Annotated in this window: 14 protein-coding genes; 10 read left to right on the forward strand and 4 right to left on the reverse strand. The window is 62.6% G+C overall.

The window, feature by feature from the left end:
* Positions 1-60 precede the first annotated feature (60 nt).
* The 6 genes from BLU85_RS05375 (at position 61) to BLU85_RS05400 (ending at position 10,589) form a co-directional block, all read left to right on the forward strand.
* The gene (locus BLU85_RS05375) at positions 61-1,788 is read left to right on the forward strand and encodes an autotransporter assembly complex protein TamA (protein ID WP_218190003.1); all 1,728 of its coding nucleotides are present in this window, start codon (positions 61-63) and stop codon (positions 1,786-1,788) included.
* A complete protein-coding gene (locus tag BLU85_RS05380) occupies positions 1,785-5,471 on the forward strand; it encodes a translocation/assembly module TamB domain-containing protein (RefSeq protein ID WP_092199067.1) in 3,687 nt (1,228 codons plus the stop codon). The genes BLU85_RS05375 and BLU85_RS05380 overlap by 4 nt, the downstream gene beginning before the upstream one ends.
* Before the next feature lie 240 nt (positions 5,472-5,711).
* Positions 5,712-6,185 carry a MarR family winged helix-turn-helix transcriptional regulator gene (locus BLU85_RS05385; RefSeq protein ID WP_092199064.1) on the forward strand — a complete coding sequence of 158 codons (474 nt, stop codon included), beginning with the start codon at positions 5,712-5,714 and terminating at the stop codon, positions 6,183-6,185.
* Positions 6,182-7,651, forward strand: coding sequence for an efflux transporter outer membrane subunit (locus tag BLU85_RS05390; RefSeq protein WP_092199061.1), 1,470 nt, complete (start codon positions 6,182-6,184; stop codon positions 7,649-7,651). Before BLU85_RS05385 ends, BLU85_RS05390 begins: the two co-directional genes overlap by 4 nt.
* A gap of 15 nt (positions 7,652-7,666) precedes the next feature.
* Positions 7,667-8,866, forward strand: a complete 1,200-nt coding sequence (locus BLU85_RS05395) for an HlyD/EmrA/EmrK family protein (RefSeq protein ID WP_092199058.1) — start codon at positions 7,667-7,669, stop codon at positions 8,864-8,866.
* 193 nt (positions 8,867-9,059) lie between these two features.
* Positions 9,060-10,589: a DHA2 family efflux MFS transporter permease subunit gene (locus tag BLU85_RS05400; RefSeq protein WP_092199055.1), complete on the forward strand. Its 1,530-nt coding sequence runs from the start codon at positions 9,060-9,062 to the stop codon at positions 10,587-10,589.
* 119 nt (positions 10,590-10,708) lie between these two features.
* On the opposite strand, the gene BLU85_RS05410 is transcribed toward BLU85_RS05400, so the two are convergent.
* Complete coding sequence (locus tag BLU85_RS05410; RefSeq protein WP_092199049.1) at positions 10,709-11,476, reverse strand: UDP-2,3-diacylglucosamine diphosphatase; 768 nt, start codon at positions 11,474-11,476, stop codon at positions 10,709-10,711.
* Positions 11,473-11,976, reverse strand: a complete 504-nt coding sequence (locus BLU85_RS05415; protein ID WP_092199319.1) for a peptidylprolyl isomerase — start codon at positions 11,974-11,976, stop codon at positions 11,473-11,475. The genes BLU85_RS05410 and BLU85_RS05415 overlap by 4 nt, the downstream gene beginning before the upstream one ends.
* Before the next feature lie 249 nt (positions 11,977-12,225).
* On the opposite strand from BLU85_RS05415, the gene BLU85_RS05420 reads away from it, so the two are divergent.
* The 3 genes from BLU85_RS05420 to BLU85_RS05430 all read left to right on the forward strand — a co-directional run bounded on the left by BLU85_RS05420 (position 12,226) and on the right by BLU85_RS05430 (position 16,037).
* Positions 12,226-13,926 (forward strand): glutamine--tRNA ligase/YqeY domain fusion protein, encoded by a 1,701-nt coding sequence (locus BLU85_RS05420; protein WP_092199046.1) that lies wholly within the window; start codon positions 12,226-12,228, stop codon positions 13,924-13,926.
* A gap of 20 nt (positions 13,927-13,946) precedes the next feature.
* Positions 13,947-15,329 (forward strand): cysteine--tRNA ligase, encoded by a 1,383-nt coding sequence (gene cysS / locus BLU85_RS05425; RefSeq protein ID WP_092199043.1) that lies wholly within the window; start codon positions 13,947-13,949, stop codon positions 15,327-15,329.
* Between the two features lie 252 nt (positions 15,330-15,581).
* A complete protein-coding gene (locus tag BLU85_RS05430) occupies positions 15,582-16,037 on the forward strand; it encodes a DUF2214 family protein (RefSeq protein ID WP_092199040.1) in 456 nt (151 codons plus the stop codon).
* Between the two features lie 193 nt (positions 16,038-16,230).
* Here the strand turns inward: BLU85_RS05430 and csrA are convergent, their stop codons facing one another.
* Positions 16,231-16,425: a carbon storage regulator CsrA gene (gene csrA, locus BLU85_RS05435; RefSeq protein ID WP_003179932.1), complete on the reverse strand. Its 195-nt coding sequence runs from the start codon at positions 16,423-16,425 to the stop codon at positions 16,231-16,233.
* Positions 16,426-16,672: 247 nt separating this feature from the next.
* Here csrA and BLU85_RS05440 point away from each other — a divergent pair, with 247 nt between their 5' ends.
* On the forward strand, positions 16,673-17,038 hold the full coding sequence (locus BLU85_RS05440; RefSeq protein WP_092199037.1) for a penicillin-binding protein activator LpoB: 366 nt from the start codon (positions 16,673-16,675) through the stop codon (positions 17,036-17,038).
* Between the two features lie 156 nt (positions 17,039-17,194).
* Here the strand turns inward: BLU85_RS05440 and BLU85_RS05445 are convergent, their stop codons facing one another.
* Positions 17,195-17,884: an endonuclease gene (locus BLU85_RS05445; protein ID WP_092199034.1), complete on the reverse strand. Its 690-nt coding sequence runs from the start codon at positions 17,882-17,884 to the stop codon at positions 17,195-17,197.
* Position 17,885: the final 1 nt, after the last annotated feature.

Genomic DNA, 17,885 nt, shown 5'->3' on the forward strand with positions numbered 1-17,885 from the left:
CGAACTTTTAGGAAATGTCCGGCTCTATCAGGCACCTACGCTCGTGATAGCATCCGCGCCATGAACCTCCCAGGAAGAATGACCGGTGGCGCGCTTTTGCTGTCCCTCAGCTGCGCGGCACTGGCAAACAGTGAATTGGAAGTACGCGTCCAGCCGTCCAATGATGAACTCAAGGCCAACGTCGAAGGTTACATCGGAGGCGTGGGGGATCGTGACGAGGAGGCCTTGCTGCGCTTCAGTCGCGGCGCCGAGGAACAGGCGCGCAAGGCCGCCCAGGCGCTGGGCTACTACCAGCCGCAGATCGACAGCCAGGTCAAGGGCGGCAAGGATCCACGGCTGGTGCTGACCATCGACCCCGGCGAGCCGGTGCACCTGCGCAACGTCACCGTGCGCATCGATGGGCCGGCGGTTTCGCTCAAGGCTTTTCGCGTGCCCGACAACGCCGCGCTGAAGCCCGGCGCGGTGCTCAACCATGGTCGCTATGAAGACGCCAAGCGGGCGATCCAGAACCAGGCCTCGCGCTACGGTTATTTCAGCGGTCGTTTCACCCAGCAGAAACTCCGGGTGGACCCCCAGGCGGGCATCGCCGACATCGAACTGGTCTACGACAGCGGCCCGCGCTATGCCTTGGGCCCGGTGAGCTTCGAGGGCGACACGCCGTTCGACGAAGACCTGCTGCAACGCATGGTACCGTTCAAGGCCGGTACGGCGTACGACTCCGAGCTGATTGCCGAACTCAACCAGGCCTTGCAATCGAGCGGCTATTTCGAAGGCGTTCGGGTGGATGCGGCCCCCACCGCCGCCACCAACAATGTCATTCCGGTGGCGGTCAAGCTCGATACGCGCAAGCCGCGCACCATGGGCCTTGGCCTGGGCTTTTCCACCGATGTCGGGCCCCGGGCCAAAGCCAACTGGACGCGCCACTGGGTCAACCCCCAGGGCCACAGCTATGGCTGGGAAGCGGAAGTGTCGGCGCCCCGGCAGAATGTCGGCCTGTGGTACGACGTGCCGCTGGACCCGCCGCTGACCGACAAGATGCGCTACGCCGGCGGTTATCAATATGAAGAACTGGCCGGTACCGACAGCCTCAGCAAACTGCTCACCGTGGGCCCGGAATGGCACAGCAAGTTGCCCAGCGGCTGGCAGCGGGTGGTGTCGCTCAAGTGGCAGCGCGAGGAGTACCGCCTCGGCGACGATGCGGGCCTGAGCACGCTGTTGATGCCGGGCGTGAGCTATTCCTATCTGCGCAGCGACAACCGCATCGACCCGCACAACGGCTACCGTTTGCAGTTCGACACCAAGGTCGCCAAGGAAGGACTGGGCTCGGACAATAACCTTGTATACGGCACCGCCATGGTCAAGGGCCTGACCACGGTGTTCGACAAGCATCGCTTGCTGGCGCGGGCGCAAATCGGCGGCAGCGCCACCAATGGCTACAAATCCATTCCGCCATCCCTGCGCTTTTTCGCCGGTGGCGACCAGAGTGTGCGGGGTTACGACTACCAGAGCCTGTCGCCGGAAAACTCCGAGGGCGACCGTATCGGTGGTCGCTACATGGTCGCCGGCAGCCTCGAGTATCAGTATTCCATCGCGGAAAAATGGCGAGTGGCGACGTTCATCGACCAGGGTAACGCCTTCAACAGCCTGGAGCTGCCGAGCCTGAAGACCGGTGTGGGTGTCGGCGTGCGCTGGGTGTCGCCGGTGGGGCCGATCCGCCTCGACCTGGCCCATGCGATGGACGATGAAGGCGGTATTCGATTGCACTTTTCCATGGGGCCTGAGCTGTGAAGCGTGGTGTGAAGATAACGCTGCTGGCGCTCGCCGGGGGGCTGCTGGCGGTCGTGCTGGCCTTGAGCGCGGTGCTGGGCACGGCATTTGGCAGCCGCTGGGCCCTCGGCCTGGTGCCGGGGCTGGCCGTGGAGAATTTCCAGGGCCGGCTGGGCGGGCAGTGGAGCGCCGATCACCTGCTATGGCAGCAGGGCGACAGTCGGGTGGCGATGGATCGAGTGATATTCGCCTGGTCGCCGTTGTGCCTGGCGCGCATGACCCTGTGCATCGAACAGCTCAAGGCCGACCAGGTCGCCTTGCAGTTGCCCGCCTCGGCCGATGCGCCGAGCAGCGGCCCGATCAGCTTGCCGGACCTGGACTTGCCGCTCGCGATCGAACTGGGCGATGTGCAAGTCGGCAGCCTGTCGTTCAACGGCAGCGAGCAACTCAAGGGCCTGCGATTGGTTGCCCACTGGACCGCCGAGGGCTTGCTGATCGACTCGGTGCAATTGCAGCGCGACGAGCTGGGTCTGACGCTGTCCGGCTTGCTCAAGCCCGGCGGCGACTGGCCGTTGAATGCCGAAGGCCGGTTGACCTTGCCAGCGCCAGGTGCCACGCCCTGGGCCCTGGACCTGAAAGTCGACGGCAACCTGCTCAAGACCCTCAACCTCAAGGCCGACAGTCGCGGCTACCTGCAAGGCCAGTTGACCGGTGAGCTGCAACCGCTGGCGGACAACCTGCCCGCCAAGGTGCGCATCACCGCCGACGCTTTCAAGGCCAGCGCCGATCTGCCGGACACGCTGTTGCTCAATCAGTTGGAATTGACTGGCGAAGGCGATCTGAAAAGTGGCTATCAATTGCTTGGCAAGGCGACGTTGCCCGCCGAAAAAGGACCAGTGGCATTGCTGCTGCAAGGCACCGTGGACGCCAATGGCGCACGGATCGTCGGCCTGGACCTGGACGCCGGCAATCAGCAAAGCCTGAAACTCAGCGGGCAAGTGGACTGGCGCGACGGCTTGAGCGCCGAGGCGAAAGTCGCCTGGCTGGATTTCCCCTGGCATCGCCTGTATCCGCTGATCGACGAGCCGCAGGTGACGTTGCGCAGCTTCAATGGCGAAGTCTCGTACACCGATGGCAACTACCTGGGCAATTTCCAGGCCGGGCTGGACGGCCCCGCCGGGGCTTTCAGCCTGGACAGCCCGTTCAGTGGCGACCTGACGCAAATCCATCTGCCGCAACTCAAGCTCGCCGCGGGACAGGGCCAGGCCGAAGGACACCTGAGCCTGCAATTTGCCGACGGCATTGCCTGGGACACGGCGCTGCAACTGTCGGCCATCAACCCGGCGTACTGGCTCGGCGAGCTGCCCGGCACCCTGGCCGGGCCGTTGCGCAGCAAAGGCGCGATGAAGAACGACCGCCTCGAGCTCGACGCGGACCTGGATCTCAAGGGCAAGCTGCGCGGCCAACCGGCGCTGTTCCAGGCCAAGGCCAGTGGTGCCGGCGAGCAGTGGAACCTCAGCGCGCTGGACATCCGCCTGGGGGATAACCGCATCAACGGCACCGGCAGCCTGCAACAGAAACTCACCGGCCAGATCGACATCAAGCTCACCCGCCTGGCCCAGCTCTGGCCGCAATTGCGCGGCCAGGTCGTTGGCCGGGTCGATGTCGCCGGCACGCTCAAGGTGCCCCAAGGCAAGCTCGGTCTGCAAGGCACGCAATTGGCGTTGCAGGACAATCGCCTGCAAAGCCTGAACCTGGACGCGACCCTCGACAGCGCCCAGCGCGGCAAGCTCGACCTCAAGGCCAGCGGCATCCGCGCCGGCGAAACGTCCCTGGGCGTGCTGACCGTCAGCGCACAGGGCGACATCAAACGGCAAACACTCAACCTGGACTTGCAAGGGCCTCAGCTCGACACGACCCTGGCGCTCGACGGCGCCCTCGACCAGGGCAATTGGCGCGGACGCCTGGCCAGCGGCGAGGTGCAGGCCGGCGGTCAAGCCTGGCGCCTGCAAGCCCCGGCGAAACTGGAACGCCTGGCCGATGGCACGCTCAACGTCGGCGCTCACTGCTGGCGTTCCTTTGATGCCAGCCTGTGCGGTGAAGACCAGCGGCTGATGCCGGAGCCGAAGCTGCGCTATCACCTCAAACAGTTCCCCATCGAAAGCCTGGCCCAGTGGATGCCCAAGGACTTTGCCTGGCAGGGCCGGCTCAATGCGGACCTGCAACTGGACCTGCCGGCGAGTGGCCCGAATGGCCGGATCCTGGTGGACGCCAGTGGCGGTACGTTGCGCATCCGTGACAAGGCGGGGGACAAGGCGCAATGGCTGGACTTCCCCTACCAGACCTTGACGCTCAATAGCCGCCTGACCCCCAAGCGCATCGACACCGACCTGAATTTCGTCGGCGCCAAGCTCGGCGAGCTGGTGCTCCAGGCGCAGATCAATCCGCTGCCGGCCAGCAAGCCCTTGAGCGGCTCGTTCCGCCTGACCGGCCTGGACCTGTCCGTGGCCCGGCCGTTCGTGCCGATGGTGGAAACCCTCACCGGTCACCTGAACGGCAGCGGGACGTTGTCGGGTGGTTTGCTCGCGCCCCAGGTCAACGGCGACCTGGTGCTCAGCGACGGCGAAGTCTCCGGCCCGGAACTGCCGGTCAGCCTCGAAGCCCTGCAGGTGCGGGCGATGATTGCCGGTGAAACGGTACGGCTCGACGGCGCCTGGAAAAGCGGCAAGCACGGGCAGGGCAGCCTGGCCGGGAACATCGGCTGGGGCCAGGCCCTGAGCCTGAACCTGGCTCTCAAGGGCTCGCAACTGCCGGTCACCGTCGAACCGTACGCGGTGCTCGATGTCGCCCCGGACCTGAACATCACGATGCAGGGCGAGCGGCTTTCCATTGCCGGCAAGGTCCTGGTGCCCAAAGGCGAGATCACCGTCCGCGAACTGCCGCCGTCCACCGTCAAGGTGTCGGATGACACGGTGATCGTCGGCCACCAGACCGAGGAGGGCAAGGCACCGATAGCCATGGCGATGGACATCGACGTGATCGTCGGCCAGGACAAACTCGCGTTCTCGGGGTTCGGCCTGACGGCCAACGTCCAGGGGCAGGTGCACATCGGCGACAACATGGACACCCGCGGTGAACTGTGGCTCAACGACGGCCGCTATCGGGCCTACGGGCAACGGCTGACGGTACGTCGGGCCCGGCTGCTGTTCGCCGGCCCCATCGACCAGCCCTACCTGGACATCGAAGCGATTCGCCAGACCGACGACGTGATCGCCGGCATCCGCTTGAGCGGCAGCGCCGAGCAACCGACCACGCAAATCTTCTCGGAGCCGGCCATGAGCCAGGAGCAGGCGTTGTCCTACCTGGTACTGGGCCGGCCACTGAGCACCACGGGCGAGGACAACAACATGCTCGCCCAGGCGGCGTTGGGCCTGGGGTTGATGGGCAGTTCGGGCGTGACCAGCAGCCTGGCCAATAACCTGGGCATCGATGACTTCCAACTCGACACCCAAGGCAGCGGCAACACCACCAGCGTGGTCGCCAGCGGCAACCTCTCGGAAAAACTCAGCCTGCGCTACGGCGTCGGCGTGTTCGAACCGGCCAACACCATCGCCCTGCGCTACAAGCTCAGCAAGAAGGTTTACCTCGAAGCCGCCAGCGGCGTCGCCAGTTCGCTGGATATCTTCTACAAGCGCGATTTCTAACCCTTCCCCAAACCCCATATAAAGCCAATCCCCTGTGGGAGCGAGCTTGCTCGCGATAGCGGCGTGTCAGTCAACGACGATGTTGAAGGTCATACCGCTATCACGAGCAAGCTCGCTCCCACAGGGATATCTGCATTTTGTCTGCTTGTGCGTAGCAAGCTAACTATTTGTTTGACATTTGCTGCCTAAGCAGTAATATCTCGACATACATTCACTGCCTAGGCAGCAAACGGTGCTCAGATGAAGCATTTCACCCCAGACGAATTTCACAAATGCCACCTCGGCATGCTGCTCGGCCGCGCCGCGCTGCTCAAGGACCGGATCATCGACACCCACATGGAGCCCGTCGGCATTACCGCCGCCCAGTTCAAGGTGTTGATCATCATGGCCCAGCACGGCATCGACACACCGGTCGAGCTGTGTCGCTACCTGTCCCTGGACAGTGGCTCGATGACGCGGATGCTCGATCGCCTGGAGCAGAAAGGTTTCCTGGTCCGCCAACGCTCGGCGGAGGACCGGCGCCAGGTGCAATTGGTGCTGACCGAAGCCGGCCAGGCCCTCGCCGATCGCCTGCCGTTCATCGGTGCCGACGCCATGAACCAGTTGGCCGGCGCCATCAGCCGCGAGGAGCTGCAAACCCTCGAAGACATCCTCAAGAAAATACTGCTCGCTGCCGGTGATCCCATCACCGTGTTGCGATTGGGGGAGAAATGAAACGTCAAACCTTGCGTACCCGCTTGAGCCTGGTGCTGTTGGCCATGAGCCTCGCCGGTTGTGCCAGCTACAGCGGCCTGAAGACCGAAGGCGTCAGCCTCGAGGCCAAGAGCCTCCAGGCTGGACAGTCCCTGACCGGGGTCACGCTGTCGCCGGCCGCGTGGCCGAAAAACGACTGGTGGAAAAACCTCGGTGATCCGCAGCTCGACGGCCTGATCCGTGAAGCCCTGCGCGACAGCCCGGACATGCAGGTCGCCAGCGCCCGGGTCCACCAGGCCAGTGCCGCGGCCTATGCCGCCAACGCGGCGCGCCTGCCGACCCTGGATGCCAGTGGCAGCGTCAGCCGTTCGCGTCTGGCCCGTGACCAGGATCCGCAAGGGCAGGGCGGGGCGTACAGCACCCTGCGTTCGCTGAGTGTGGACTTCAACTACAACTTCGACCTCTGGGGTGGCCAGCGTGCCGCCTGGGAAGCTGCCCTGGGCCAGGCCCGCGCCGCCGAGATCGATCGCCAGGCCGCGCAACTGACCCTGGCCGCCGACGTGGCCCGGGCCTACAGCGACTTGGGCCAGGCCCACATCATTCATGACCTGGCCGCCGAAGACCTCAAGCGCACCCGGCAGATGCTCGACCTGGGCAAGCGCCGCCTCAGCGCCGGGATCGACAGCGAGTACCAGTTCCAGCAGACCGAAAGCCTGGAAGCCAGCGCCGATGCGACCTTGATCGACGCAGAAAAACGCCTGCAAAGCGCCAAGATCGCCCTGGCGGTGCTACTGGGTAAGGGGCCGGATCGCGGCAATGAAATCGCCCGGCCCAACGTGCTGCAAGCCAGCGCGGTCGCCTTGCCCTCGAACCTGCCGGCCGAGTTGCTGGGCCGTCGTCCGGACCTGGTCGCGGCGCGCTGGCGGGTCGAGGCGGCGAGCAAGAACATCGAGGCCGGCAAGACCAACTTCTACCCCAACCTCAACCTGAGCGCGGCGGCAGGGGTGCAGTCATTGCTCGGCGATGCGATGTTCGGTTCGGCCAGCCGCTTCTTCAATGTGGCGCCCACCGTGTCGTTGCCGATCTTCGACGGTGGCCGCCTGCGGGCGGACCTGGATGCCCGGGACGCCGATTACGACCTGGCAGTGGCGCAGTACAACAAGAGCCTGGTCACGGCCCTTGGCGATGTCAGTGACACCATCAACCAGTTGCGCGACATCGCTCGCCAGATCGGTGCCCAGCAACATGCCACCGACATCGCACAGAACTCTTACGACACCGTGGTCCAGCGCTACGGCTCGGGCATCGGTAATTACCTGGACGTGCTGAGCATCGAGCAGCAATTGCTCCAGGCCCAGCGCCAACTGGCGAACCTGAATGCCGAGCAGATCGATTTGTCGATCCAACTGATGCAGGCCCTGGGCGGTGGTTTCGAAGCCCAGACCCTGGCGGCGGCCACGCCGACCCCTGCCACGCCGACCCACTGATTCGAGGTACTTGTCATGGCGACTGCCGAAACGACTCAATCCGAAAATACACAAGACAGCGGCAACCCACGCAAGCGCAAGGTCATGCTGTTGGCACTGGCGCTGATCGTCATTCTCGCGGGCCTGGGCGTGTGGGGCTGGCATGAACTGTATGGCCGCTGGAGCGAAAGCACCGACGATGCCTATGTGAACGGCAACGTGGTGGAAATCACGCCGCTGGTGACTGGCACGGTGGTGAGCATCGGTGCCGATGACGGCGACCTGGTGCGTGAAGGCCAGGTGCTGGTGCAATTCGACCCGAACGATGCCGAAGTCGGGCTGCAAAGTGCCCAGGCCAACCTGGCCCGGACCGTGCGCCAGGTGCGTGGCTTGTATAGCAACGTCGATGGCATGCGGGCGCAGGTCAATGCCCAAGAGGCCGAAGTGCAGAAAGCCCAGGAAAACTACAACCGACGCAAGAACCTGGCCGCCGGCGGAGCGATTTCCCAGGAGGAGCTGTCCCACGCCCGGGATGACCTGACCTCGGCGCAGAATGCCCTGGCCAATGCCCGGCAACAGCTCAAGACCACCAGCGCCTTGGTGGACGATACCGTGGTGTCGTCCCATCCCGACGTGCAAGCTGCCGCCGCGCAATTGCGCCAGGCGTTCCTGACCAACGCCCGCAGTACCTTGATCGCACCGGTCACCGGCTATGTGGCCAAACGCACCGTGCAACTGGGCCAACGGGTGCAGCCAGGCACGGCGTTGATGGCGGTGATCCCGCTGGATCAGCTGTGGATCGACGCCAACTTCAAGGAAACCCAACTGCGCGACATGCGCATCGGCCAGCCGGTGGACATCGAGGCCGACCTGTACGGCAGCGATGTGAAGTACAGCGGCACCATCGACAGCCTGGGCGCCGGGACCGGTAGTGCGTTTGCCTTGCTGCCGGCGCAGAACGCCACCGGTAACTGGATCAAGATCGTCCAGCGGGTGCCAGTGCGCATTCATGTCAACCCCGAAGAACTGGCCAAGCATCCGCTGCGAGTCGGCCTGTCGACCCAGGTCAGCGTCAACCTGCACGACCAGAGCGGCCCGGTGCTGGCCCAACAGCCACCGCAGAAAGCCTCGTTCAGCACCCAGGTCTATGACCAGCAGTTGGCCGAGGCCGACGCGATGATCACCCGCCTGATCCACGACAACAGTTCCGCGGCGAGCAAAACCGCGCAGCGCTGATCAGTTGTGGGAGCCGAGCTTGCTCGCGATAGCGGTATGACCGGCTACAGAGATATTGACTGCAAGGGCCTCATCGCGAGCAAGCTCGGCTCCCACAGGTCTTGTGTCCTACCCACTGAGTTCAGGCAACCCTGGATCCAGTGGGGGCAAGGCTTGCCCGCGATTGACTCTCTTCGCTTCATAGGATTTCGCAATGAGCAATAACGCGTCCTTCACGCCGCCCAGCCTGTTGCTCAGCACCATCGGGCTGTCGCTGGCGACGTTCATGCAAGTGCTCGACACCACCATCGCCAACGTCGCCTTGCCGACCATTTCCGGCAACCTGGGCGTCAGCTCGGAGCAGGGCACCTGGGTGATCACCTCGTTCGCGGTGAGCAACGCCATCGCCCTGCCGCTCACCGGCTGGCTCAGCCGTCGGTTTGGCGAGGTGAAGCTGTTTTTGTGGGCGACGATGCTGTTCGTGCTCGCTTCATTCTTGTGTGGCATTTCCACCTCGATGCCGGAGCTGATTGGCTTCCGGGTCATCCAGGGGCTGGTGGCCGGGCCGTTGTACCCGATGACCCAGACTTTGCTGATTGCCGTCTACCCGCCGGCCAGGCGGGGCATGGCCCTGGCGTTGCTGGCGATGGTCACGGTGGTGGCGCCGATTGCCGGACCGATCCTCGGCGGCTGGATCACCGACAGCTACAGCTGGCCGTGGATCTTCTTCATCAATGTGCCCATCGGCGTTTTCGCGGCGATGGTGGTGCGCCAGCAGCTCAAGGCGCGGCCGGTGGTCACCAGCCATCAGCCGATGGACTACGTGGGATTGATCACGCTGATCATCGGTGTTGGCGCGCTCCAGGTGATTCTCGACAAGGGCAACGACCTGGACTGGTTCGAATCGAACTTCATCGTCATTGGTGCGCTGATTTCAGCCATTGCCCTGGCGGTGTTCGTGATCTGGGAAATGACCGACCGCCATCCGGTGGTCAACCTCCGCCTGTTCGCCTATCGCAACTTCCGCATCGGCACCATTGTGTTGGTGGGCGGTTATGCCGGGTTCTTCGGCATCAACCTGATCCTGCCGCAGTGGTTGCAGACCCAGATGGGCTACACCGCGACCTGGGCCGGATTGGCGGTGGCACCCATCGGTATCCTGCCGGTGTTGATGTCGCCCTTCGTCGGCAAGTACGCGCACAAGTTCGACCTGCGTTTGCTGGCGGGGCTGGCGTTCCTGGCCATCGGCCTGAGCTGCTTCATGCGCGCCGGGTTCACCAACGAGGTGGATTTCCAGCACATTGCCTTGGTGCAGTTGTTCATGGGCATCGGCGTGGCGCTGTTCTTCATGCCGACCCTGAGCATCCTGATGTCGGACCTGCCGCCGCACCAGATTGCCGACGGCGCGGGGCTGGCGACGTTTCTGCGGACCCTGGGCGGCAGCTTCGCCGCATCGTTGACCACCTGGATTTGGATCCGCCGGGCCGACCAGCATCACGCCTACCTGAGCGAAAGCATCAGCACTTTCGAGCCGGCCACCCGCGAGGCGCTCAACCAGCTTGGCGGCGCGAGTGCTCCGGCCTATGCCCGGCTCGAGCAGGTTCTCAACAGCCAGGCGTACATGCTCTCCACCGTGGATTACTTCACACTGCTGGGTTGGGCATTCATGGGGTTGATCGTGCTGGTGTGGTTGGCGAAGCCGCCGTTTGCGGCGAAGGCGGGGCCGGCGTCGGCTGGGCACTGATCCAAAGGTCAATACAATTCAATGTGGGAGCGAGCTTGCTCGCGATGGCGGCATGACAGTCAACTTTTATGTTGACTGAAACACCGCTATCGCGAGCAAGCTCGCTCCCACAGGGGAATTCAGGTCGGGCTGAGAGGTGTCTCGGGCGCTGATAACAGCGGCGGCGGGGCGAACCCAAACGGCGCCAACGCAAACCCCTGTTCATCCACCTGCAACGCCCAGCCTTGCTTGTCCCAGTCCCCCAGCACGATGCGCCGGGCGGCGTGTTCGCCCAGTTGCAGCTTGTGGATGGCGGGGCGGTGGGTGTGGCCGTGGACCAGGGTCTTCACGCCGTATTGCTGCATGATCCGCGGGATCTCTTCGGGCGTGACGTCGACGATGTCGTTGGCTTTCATGCGTGTCTGCGTGCGGCTTTCACTGCGCAGTTTGCGCGCCAGTTTCTGGCGGCTGCCCAGCGGCAGGTGACGCAGGATGAACAGTGTGACCGGGTTGCGCAGCCAGCGCCGCAGCTTCATGTAGCCTTCGTCGCGGGTGCAGAGGCTGTCGCCATGCATCAGCAGCACCGGCTCGCCATTGAGCTGCACGACACTCGGGTCCTTGAGCAGGGTGCAGCCGGCCGCTTTGCAAAAGGCCTGCCCCAGCATGAAGTCGCGATTGCCGTGCATCAGGAAGATGGCCGTGCCGCTGTCGCTCAATTCGCGCAGGGCCTGGCAGATGGAACGCTGGAACGGCGTCATGGCATCGTCGCCGATCCAGGCTTCGAAAAAGTCGCCCAGAATGTACAACGCTTGCGCCGAGCGAGCGCGTGTGGCGAGTAAATCCAGAAACGCCCGGGTGATGTCCGGGCGCTCCTCTTCCAGATGCAAGTCTGAAATCAGCAATATCACTCAATGATCTCGGCTTTCTCGATGATCACGTCGTCTGCCGGGACGTCCTGGTGGCCAGCCTTGGACGTGGTGGCGACGCCCTTGATCTTGTCGACCACGTCGGTGCCTTCGATCACTTCACCGAACACCGCGTAGCCCCAGCCCTGTACGGTCTTGCCGCTGTGGTTCAGGAAGCTGTTGTCGGCCACGTTGATGAAGAACTGCGCGGAGGCCGAATGCGGCTCCATGGTACGGGCCATGGCAACGCTGTACTTTTTGTTCGGCAGGCCGTTGTCGGCTTCGTTCTGGATGCTCGGGCGCTTGTCTTTCTTTTCCTTCATGCCCGGTTCGAAGCCGCCGCCCTGGATCATGAAGTTGCCGATGACGCGGTGGAACACGGTGTTTTCGTAGTGGCCGGCGTTGACGTATTCGATGAAGTTGGCCACGGTCAGCGGCGCTTTCTCGGCGTTCAGTTGCAGAACGATGTCACCGAAGTTGGTGGTCAGTTTGACTTTGCTCATGGTCGGTACTCTTTCAAGGAATTCGTGGGTTTCGGGGCACAAACGCCCGCAACCGGTCTGGCTGCAATCGGCCAGGTTGGGCAGTTTAGCGTGCCGGGCACGAATTTCGAGGCTGTTTTTCATCTGGCCGTCGATTAAATTCAATCGTTTGCCGGCCTGGCCTGTCAGGTACTTGACAGCATCGGCTATGATACGGGCTTTGATTTATCAGGCCGCACCCGGCCGCGCACTTGTCTGTTCAAGGATCCTATGAGCAAGCCCACTGTCGACCCTACCTCGAATTCCAAGACCGGCCCGGCCGTGCCGGTCAATTTCCTGCGCCCGATCATCCAGGCGGACCTGGATTCGGGTAAGCACACACAGATCGTCACTCGTTTCCCGCCGGAGCCCAACGGCTACCTGCACATCGGCCATGCCAAGTCGATCTGCGTGAATTTCGGCCTGGCCCAGGAGTTCGGCGGCGTCACGCACCTGCGTTTCGACGACACCAACCCGGCCAAGGAAGACCAGGAGTACATCGACGCGATCGAAAGCGACGTCAAGTGGCTGGGTTTCGAATGGTCCGGTGAGGTGCGCTACGCCTCGCAATATTTCGACCAGTTGCACGACTGGGCGGTGGAGTTGATCAAGTCCGGCAACGCCTACGTGTGCGACCTGACTCCCGAGCAGGCCAAGGAGTACCGCGGCAGCCTGACCGAGCCGGGCAGGAACAGCCCGTTCCGTGAGCGCAGCGTGGAAGAGAATCTGGACCTGTTCGCGCGCATGCGCGCCGGTGAGTTCCCGGACGGCGCACGGGTGCTGCGCGCCAAGATCGACATGGCCTCGCCGAACATGAACCTGCGCGACCCGATCATGTACCGCATCCGTCACGCCCATCACCACCAGACCGGCGACAAATGGTGCATCTACCCCAACTATGACTTCACCCACGGTCAGTCGGACGCCATCGAGGGCATCACCCACTCGATCTGCACCCTGGAGTTCGAAAGTCATCGTCCGCTGTACGAGTGGTTCCTCGAGCACCTGCCCGTACCGGCCACCCCGCGTCAGTACGAATTCAGCCGCTTGAACCTGAACTACACCATCACCAGCAAGCGCAAGCTCAAGCAACTGGTGGACGAGAAGCACGTTAACGGTTGGGACGACCCGCGCATGTCGACGCTGTCGGGCTTCCGCCGTCGTGGCTACACGCCGGCATCGATCCGCAACTTCTGCGAGATGATCGGCACCAACCGTTCCGACGGTGTGGTCGATTTCGGCATGCTCGAGTTCAGCATCCGTCAGGATCTGGATGCGAATGCCCCGCGCGCCATGTGCGTGTTGCGTCCGTTGAAGGTCGTGATCACCAACTACCCGCAAGACCAGGTCGAAAACCTCGAACTGCTGCGTCATCCGCAAAAAGAAGAACTCGGCGTGCGCAAGCTGCCGTTTGCCCGTGAAATCTACATCGACCGCGATGACTTCATGGAAGAGCCGCCAAAAGGCTACAAGCGCCTGGAGCCGAACGGCGAAGTGCGTCTGCGCGGCAGCTACGTGATCCGTGCCGACGAAGCGATCAAGGACGCCGACGGCAACATCGTCGAGCTGCGTTGCTCCTACGATCCGGACACCCTGGGCAAGAACCCTGAAGGCCGCAAGGTCAAGGGCGTGATCCACTGGGTGCCGGCCGCTGCCAGCGTCGAGTGCGAAGTGCGCCTGTACGATCGCCTGTTCCGCTCTCCGAACCCGGAGAAGGCCGAAGACAGCGCGAGTTTCCTGGACAACATCAACCCTGACTCACTGCAAGTGCTGACCGGTTGTCGTGCTGAACCCTCGCTGGGCAATGCGCAGCCGGAAGACCGTTTCCAGTTCGAGCGCGAAGGCTACTTCGTCGCGGATATCAAGGACTCGAAACCAGGTCAGCCGGTATTCAACCGTACCGTGACCCTGCGTGATTCGTGGGGCCAGTGATCAAGTCTTAAGGAAACACCGTGCTTACGATCTACAACACGCTCACCAAGAGCAAAGAAGTCTTCAAGCCGCTGGATGGCAACAAGGTGCGCATGTACGTCTGCGGGATGACCGTGTACGACTACTGCCACCTCGGCCATGGCCGCAGCATGGTCGCCTTCGACCTGGTGACCCGCTGGCTGCGGTTCAGCGGTTATGACCTGACCTACGTGCGCAACATCACTGACATCGACGACAAGATCATCAACCGCGCCAACGAGAACGGCGAGTCGTTCGAAGCGTTGACCGAGCGCATGATCGCCGCGATGCATGAAGATGAAGCGCGCCTGAATATCAAGAAGCCGGACATGGAGCCGCGTGCCACCGACCACATTCCGGGCATGCACGCGATGATCCAGGCCTTGATCGATAAGGGCTATGCCTACGCGCCGGGCAATGGCGACGTGTACTACCGCGTCGCCAGGTTCATGGGCTACGGCAAGCTGTCGCGCAAGAAGATCGAAGACCTGCGCATCGGCGCACGCATCGAAGTCGACGAGTCGAAGCAGGACCCGCTGGACTTCGTGTTGTGGAAGGCGGCCAAGCCGGGTGAGCCAAGCTGGGAATCGCCATGGGGCGCCGGGCGTCCGGGCTGGCACATCGAATGCTCGGTGATGTCCACCTGCTGCCTGGGCGAGACGTTCGACATTCATGGCGGCGGCAGCGACCTGGAATTCCCCCACCACGAAAACGAAATCGCCCAGAGCGAAGCGGCCACCGGCAAGACCTACGCCAATGCCTGGATGCATTGCGGCATGATCCGGATCAACGGCGAGAAGATGTCCAAGTCCTTGAACAACTTCTTCACTATCCGCGACGTGCTCGACAAGTACCACCCGGAAGTCGTGCGCTACCTGTTGGTGTCGAGCCACTATCGCAGCGCCATCAACTACTCGGAAGACAACCTCAAGGACGCCAAGGGTGCCCTGGAGCGTTTCTACCATGCGTTGAAGGGCCTGCCCGCCGTGCCGCCTGCCGGTGGCGAAGCGTTCGTGGCGCGTTTTACCGAAGTGATGAACGACGACTTCGGCACGCCGGAAGCCTGCGCGGTGCTGTTCGAGATGGTGCGTGAGATCAACCGTCTGCGTGAGAGCGATCTCAATGCAGCGGCCGGCCTGGCGGCCCGCCTGAAAGAACTGGCCAGCGTGCTGGGTGTGTTGCAGCTCGAAGCCGATGATTTCCTGCAGGCCGGTGCCGCGGGCCGCGTGGACGCCGCCGAGGTGGAGGCATTGATCCAGGCACGCCTGGCGGCGCGAGCCAACAAGGATTGGGCCGAATCCGACCGCATCCGCGACCAGCTCACCGCCATGGGCGTGGTGCTGGAAGACGGGAAGGGCGGGACGACCTGGCGATTGGCGGACTAGGATTTCTTAGCGCGTACAATCCAATCCCCCTGTGGGAGCGAGCTTGCTCGCGATAGCGTCGGATCAGTCAACGATCATGTTGAATGAAAGATTGCCATCGCGAGCAAGCTCGCTCCCACAGTTTTTTGAGCGGTCCACAGGCATCGCATTCATTGAAGATCCCACAGTTTTTTTGTGCTCAGCCTGGCAATCATTCCTTTATGAGCTAGTACTGTCTGGTCGATTCGACGTTCCCACTGTCAGGAGTCTTCCATGTTGGCTCATTGGTCGCTTGCGGCAATTCATCTGCTGGCGTTCGCCCTCGGATTCTGGGCGGTGCTGACCCGCGGCACGGCGCTACGGCGCCTGGCGGGCGGTGTGGACGCGGTCCGGGGTGTCTTGGTGGCTGACAACCTGTGGGGCCTGTCGGCGCTGGTGCTGTTGGTGACCGGGGGGATGCGCGCTTTCGGCGGGTACGAAAAAGGCACGGACTATTACCTGCATCAACCGCTTTTTCACTTGAAGATGACGTTGTTGCTGCTGATTCTGCTGCTAGAGATCGTACCGATGATCGCCCTGATCAAATGGCGGATGGCAATGCGCAAAGGGGTGGCGATCGATCCTTCGAACGCCGGCCGACTTGCACGGATCAGCCACATCGAAGCCTTGTTGCTGATCCTGATGGTCGTCGCCGCCACAGGCATGGCGCGCGGCGTGGGCTTGGGCTGACCGGCCGCGAACGCCTGCTTCGTCATCATTAAAACGAAACGTCTGACAGCCTTGCCAAGCGCCATGCCATTAGTATCGATTCACGGACGGGGTGAAAGAAGGCGGGGAGAGGCAGGGGACGGCGCAGTCGGCCAGGATCTTTAGCCAGCCACTGCGACGATGCAAACGGGCTGGCTGCGGACTGCTGCAATGTTCAGGGAGTTTGCGGCTTGTCAGGAGCGGTAAGGCCGGCCTGAATACGCTGATAGATCTCTTCACGATGCACCGCAACGTTTTTCGGGGCGTTGATGCCGATCCGTACTTGTTGGCCGCTAACGCCCAGAATGGTGATCGTGATGTCGTCACCAATGTTTATGCTTTCACCGACTTTGCGGGTGAGTATCAGCATGGTGTTCTCCTTGATTGCTTTATAGGGCACCTGATTCAGACAGTGCAGATGTCGGTACTGCTTATAGATTAGTGCTAAGTGTCACAATGTGGGTGCCTCTTTCTGACGTGCAGACGCAGCATTAATTCCCAGGGTGCGACTATACAGAGACGCCGGGCAGGATTCTCGTGTTTTGAGCATTGTTTGCGGCGATCTTGACGGGCACGGGTGCTAAAATCCATGCCTCATGTCTTCCAGGGGAAACGTTGTGCGTAAATTGGCTTGGGTTATCGCGGTATTGGTGCTGGCAGGATGCGGTGAAGGGCGTGACGTCGAAGCACCGAAGCCGAAGCCCGCCGCCACCTCCGCACCGGCCGTCGCTGCCGCGCCGCAGTGGGCCGTCGAGGTTCGTGGCGAGACACCGCAGGCTGTCAGCGACCTGACCGGTTGGCTCATCGAGCACAGCTTCATGTCGAACGTGGTGCGGGAGAACGGCAAGGAGCGCGTCCTGGTCGGCCCTTTCAGCTCCGAGGCCGAAGCCCAAGCCAAGCAGGAACAGGTCACGGCCGCCCTGGTCCGGGCGAAGAAGCGCAACATCGAGACGTTGGTGGTGGATTACCCGACGGCTCAATAATCGGGCAGCCCAAAAAGTCAGCCAAGCCACAAAACCTGTGGGAGCGAGCTTGCTCGCGATAGGGACATGTCAGTCAACATCAACGTTGGCTGATCCACCGCTATCGTGAGCAAGCTCGCTCCCACAGTTGGTTTTGTGCTGTTCACGAGTGCGAGGTCAACCGCAGGCTTTCATGTCCACCGGTCCCACGAACTCGTTCCCACGACCCATGACGCACGCCACGCTCTGGTTGCGCTGGCGTTCCCAGCTTTCGACCGGGTAGGTCTTGTCCCAGGCTTCGTACAGGCGCCGGTCCTGTTTCGACAGGCGCAGGCCATATTGCTTACTCATGTAGAAATAGGTCCGGGCGATCATCCCCCGGATGGAGGGGCGGGGCATGACTTTCTTGGCCTTGAAATCCACCTGGGTCAGGCATGAGCCGTATTGGCCCTTTTGTTCCGGCAGCCAGCCGAAACTGAAATTGCTGCGATCGCCATTCACTTCCCCGATGCTCGGCACCAGGTTGTGCAGGTCGGCCTCGGCCCGTTGATAGACGGGATCATAGCGGGTGCAGTTCTTGCGACCGCCTTGTTGCCAGCATTGACGCTGATGGCCGATCTGCCAGGCCGGGACGATATGCTCCCACTCGATGCGGGCGGCACGGCTGGCATTCTTGCGCGGTACGTAACCGCAGGCGGCCAGGTTCACGCGATTGCCGGTGTATTTGCAGCCGCAGTAGAACTCGGTGGATTGCGGGGCATAGAGTTTCCAGGCGATTTTCTTGGCTTCGTTGAAGGTGCGCGGGGCACCGGCCTGTGCGCCCATGGTGATGAACACAAGCAAAAAAGCTAAACAGCGAACACTCATC

Source organism: Pseudomonas sp. NFACC14, from assembly GCF_900106885.1.
Classification (GTDB): domain Bacteria; phylum Pseudomonadota; class Gammaproteobacteria; order Pseudomonadales; family Pseudomonadaceae; genus Aquipseudomonas; species Aquipseudomonas fluorescens_AA.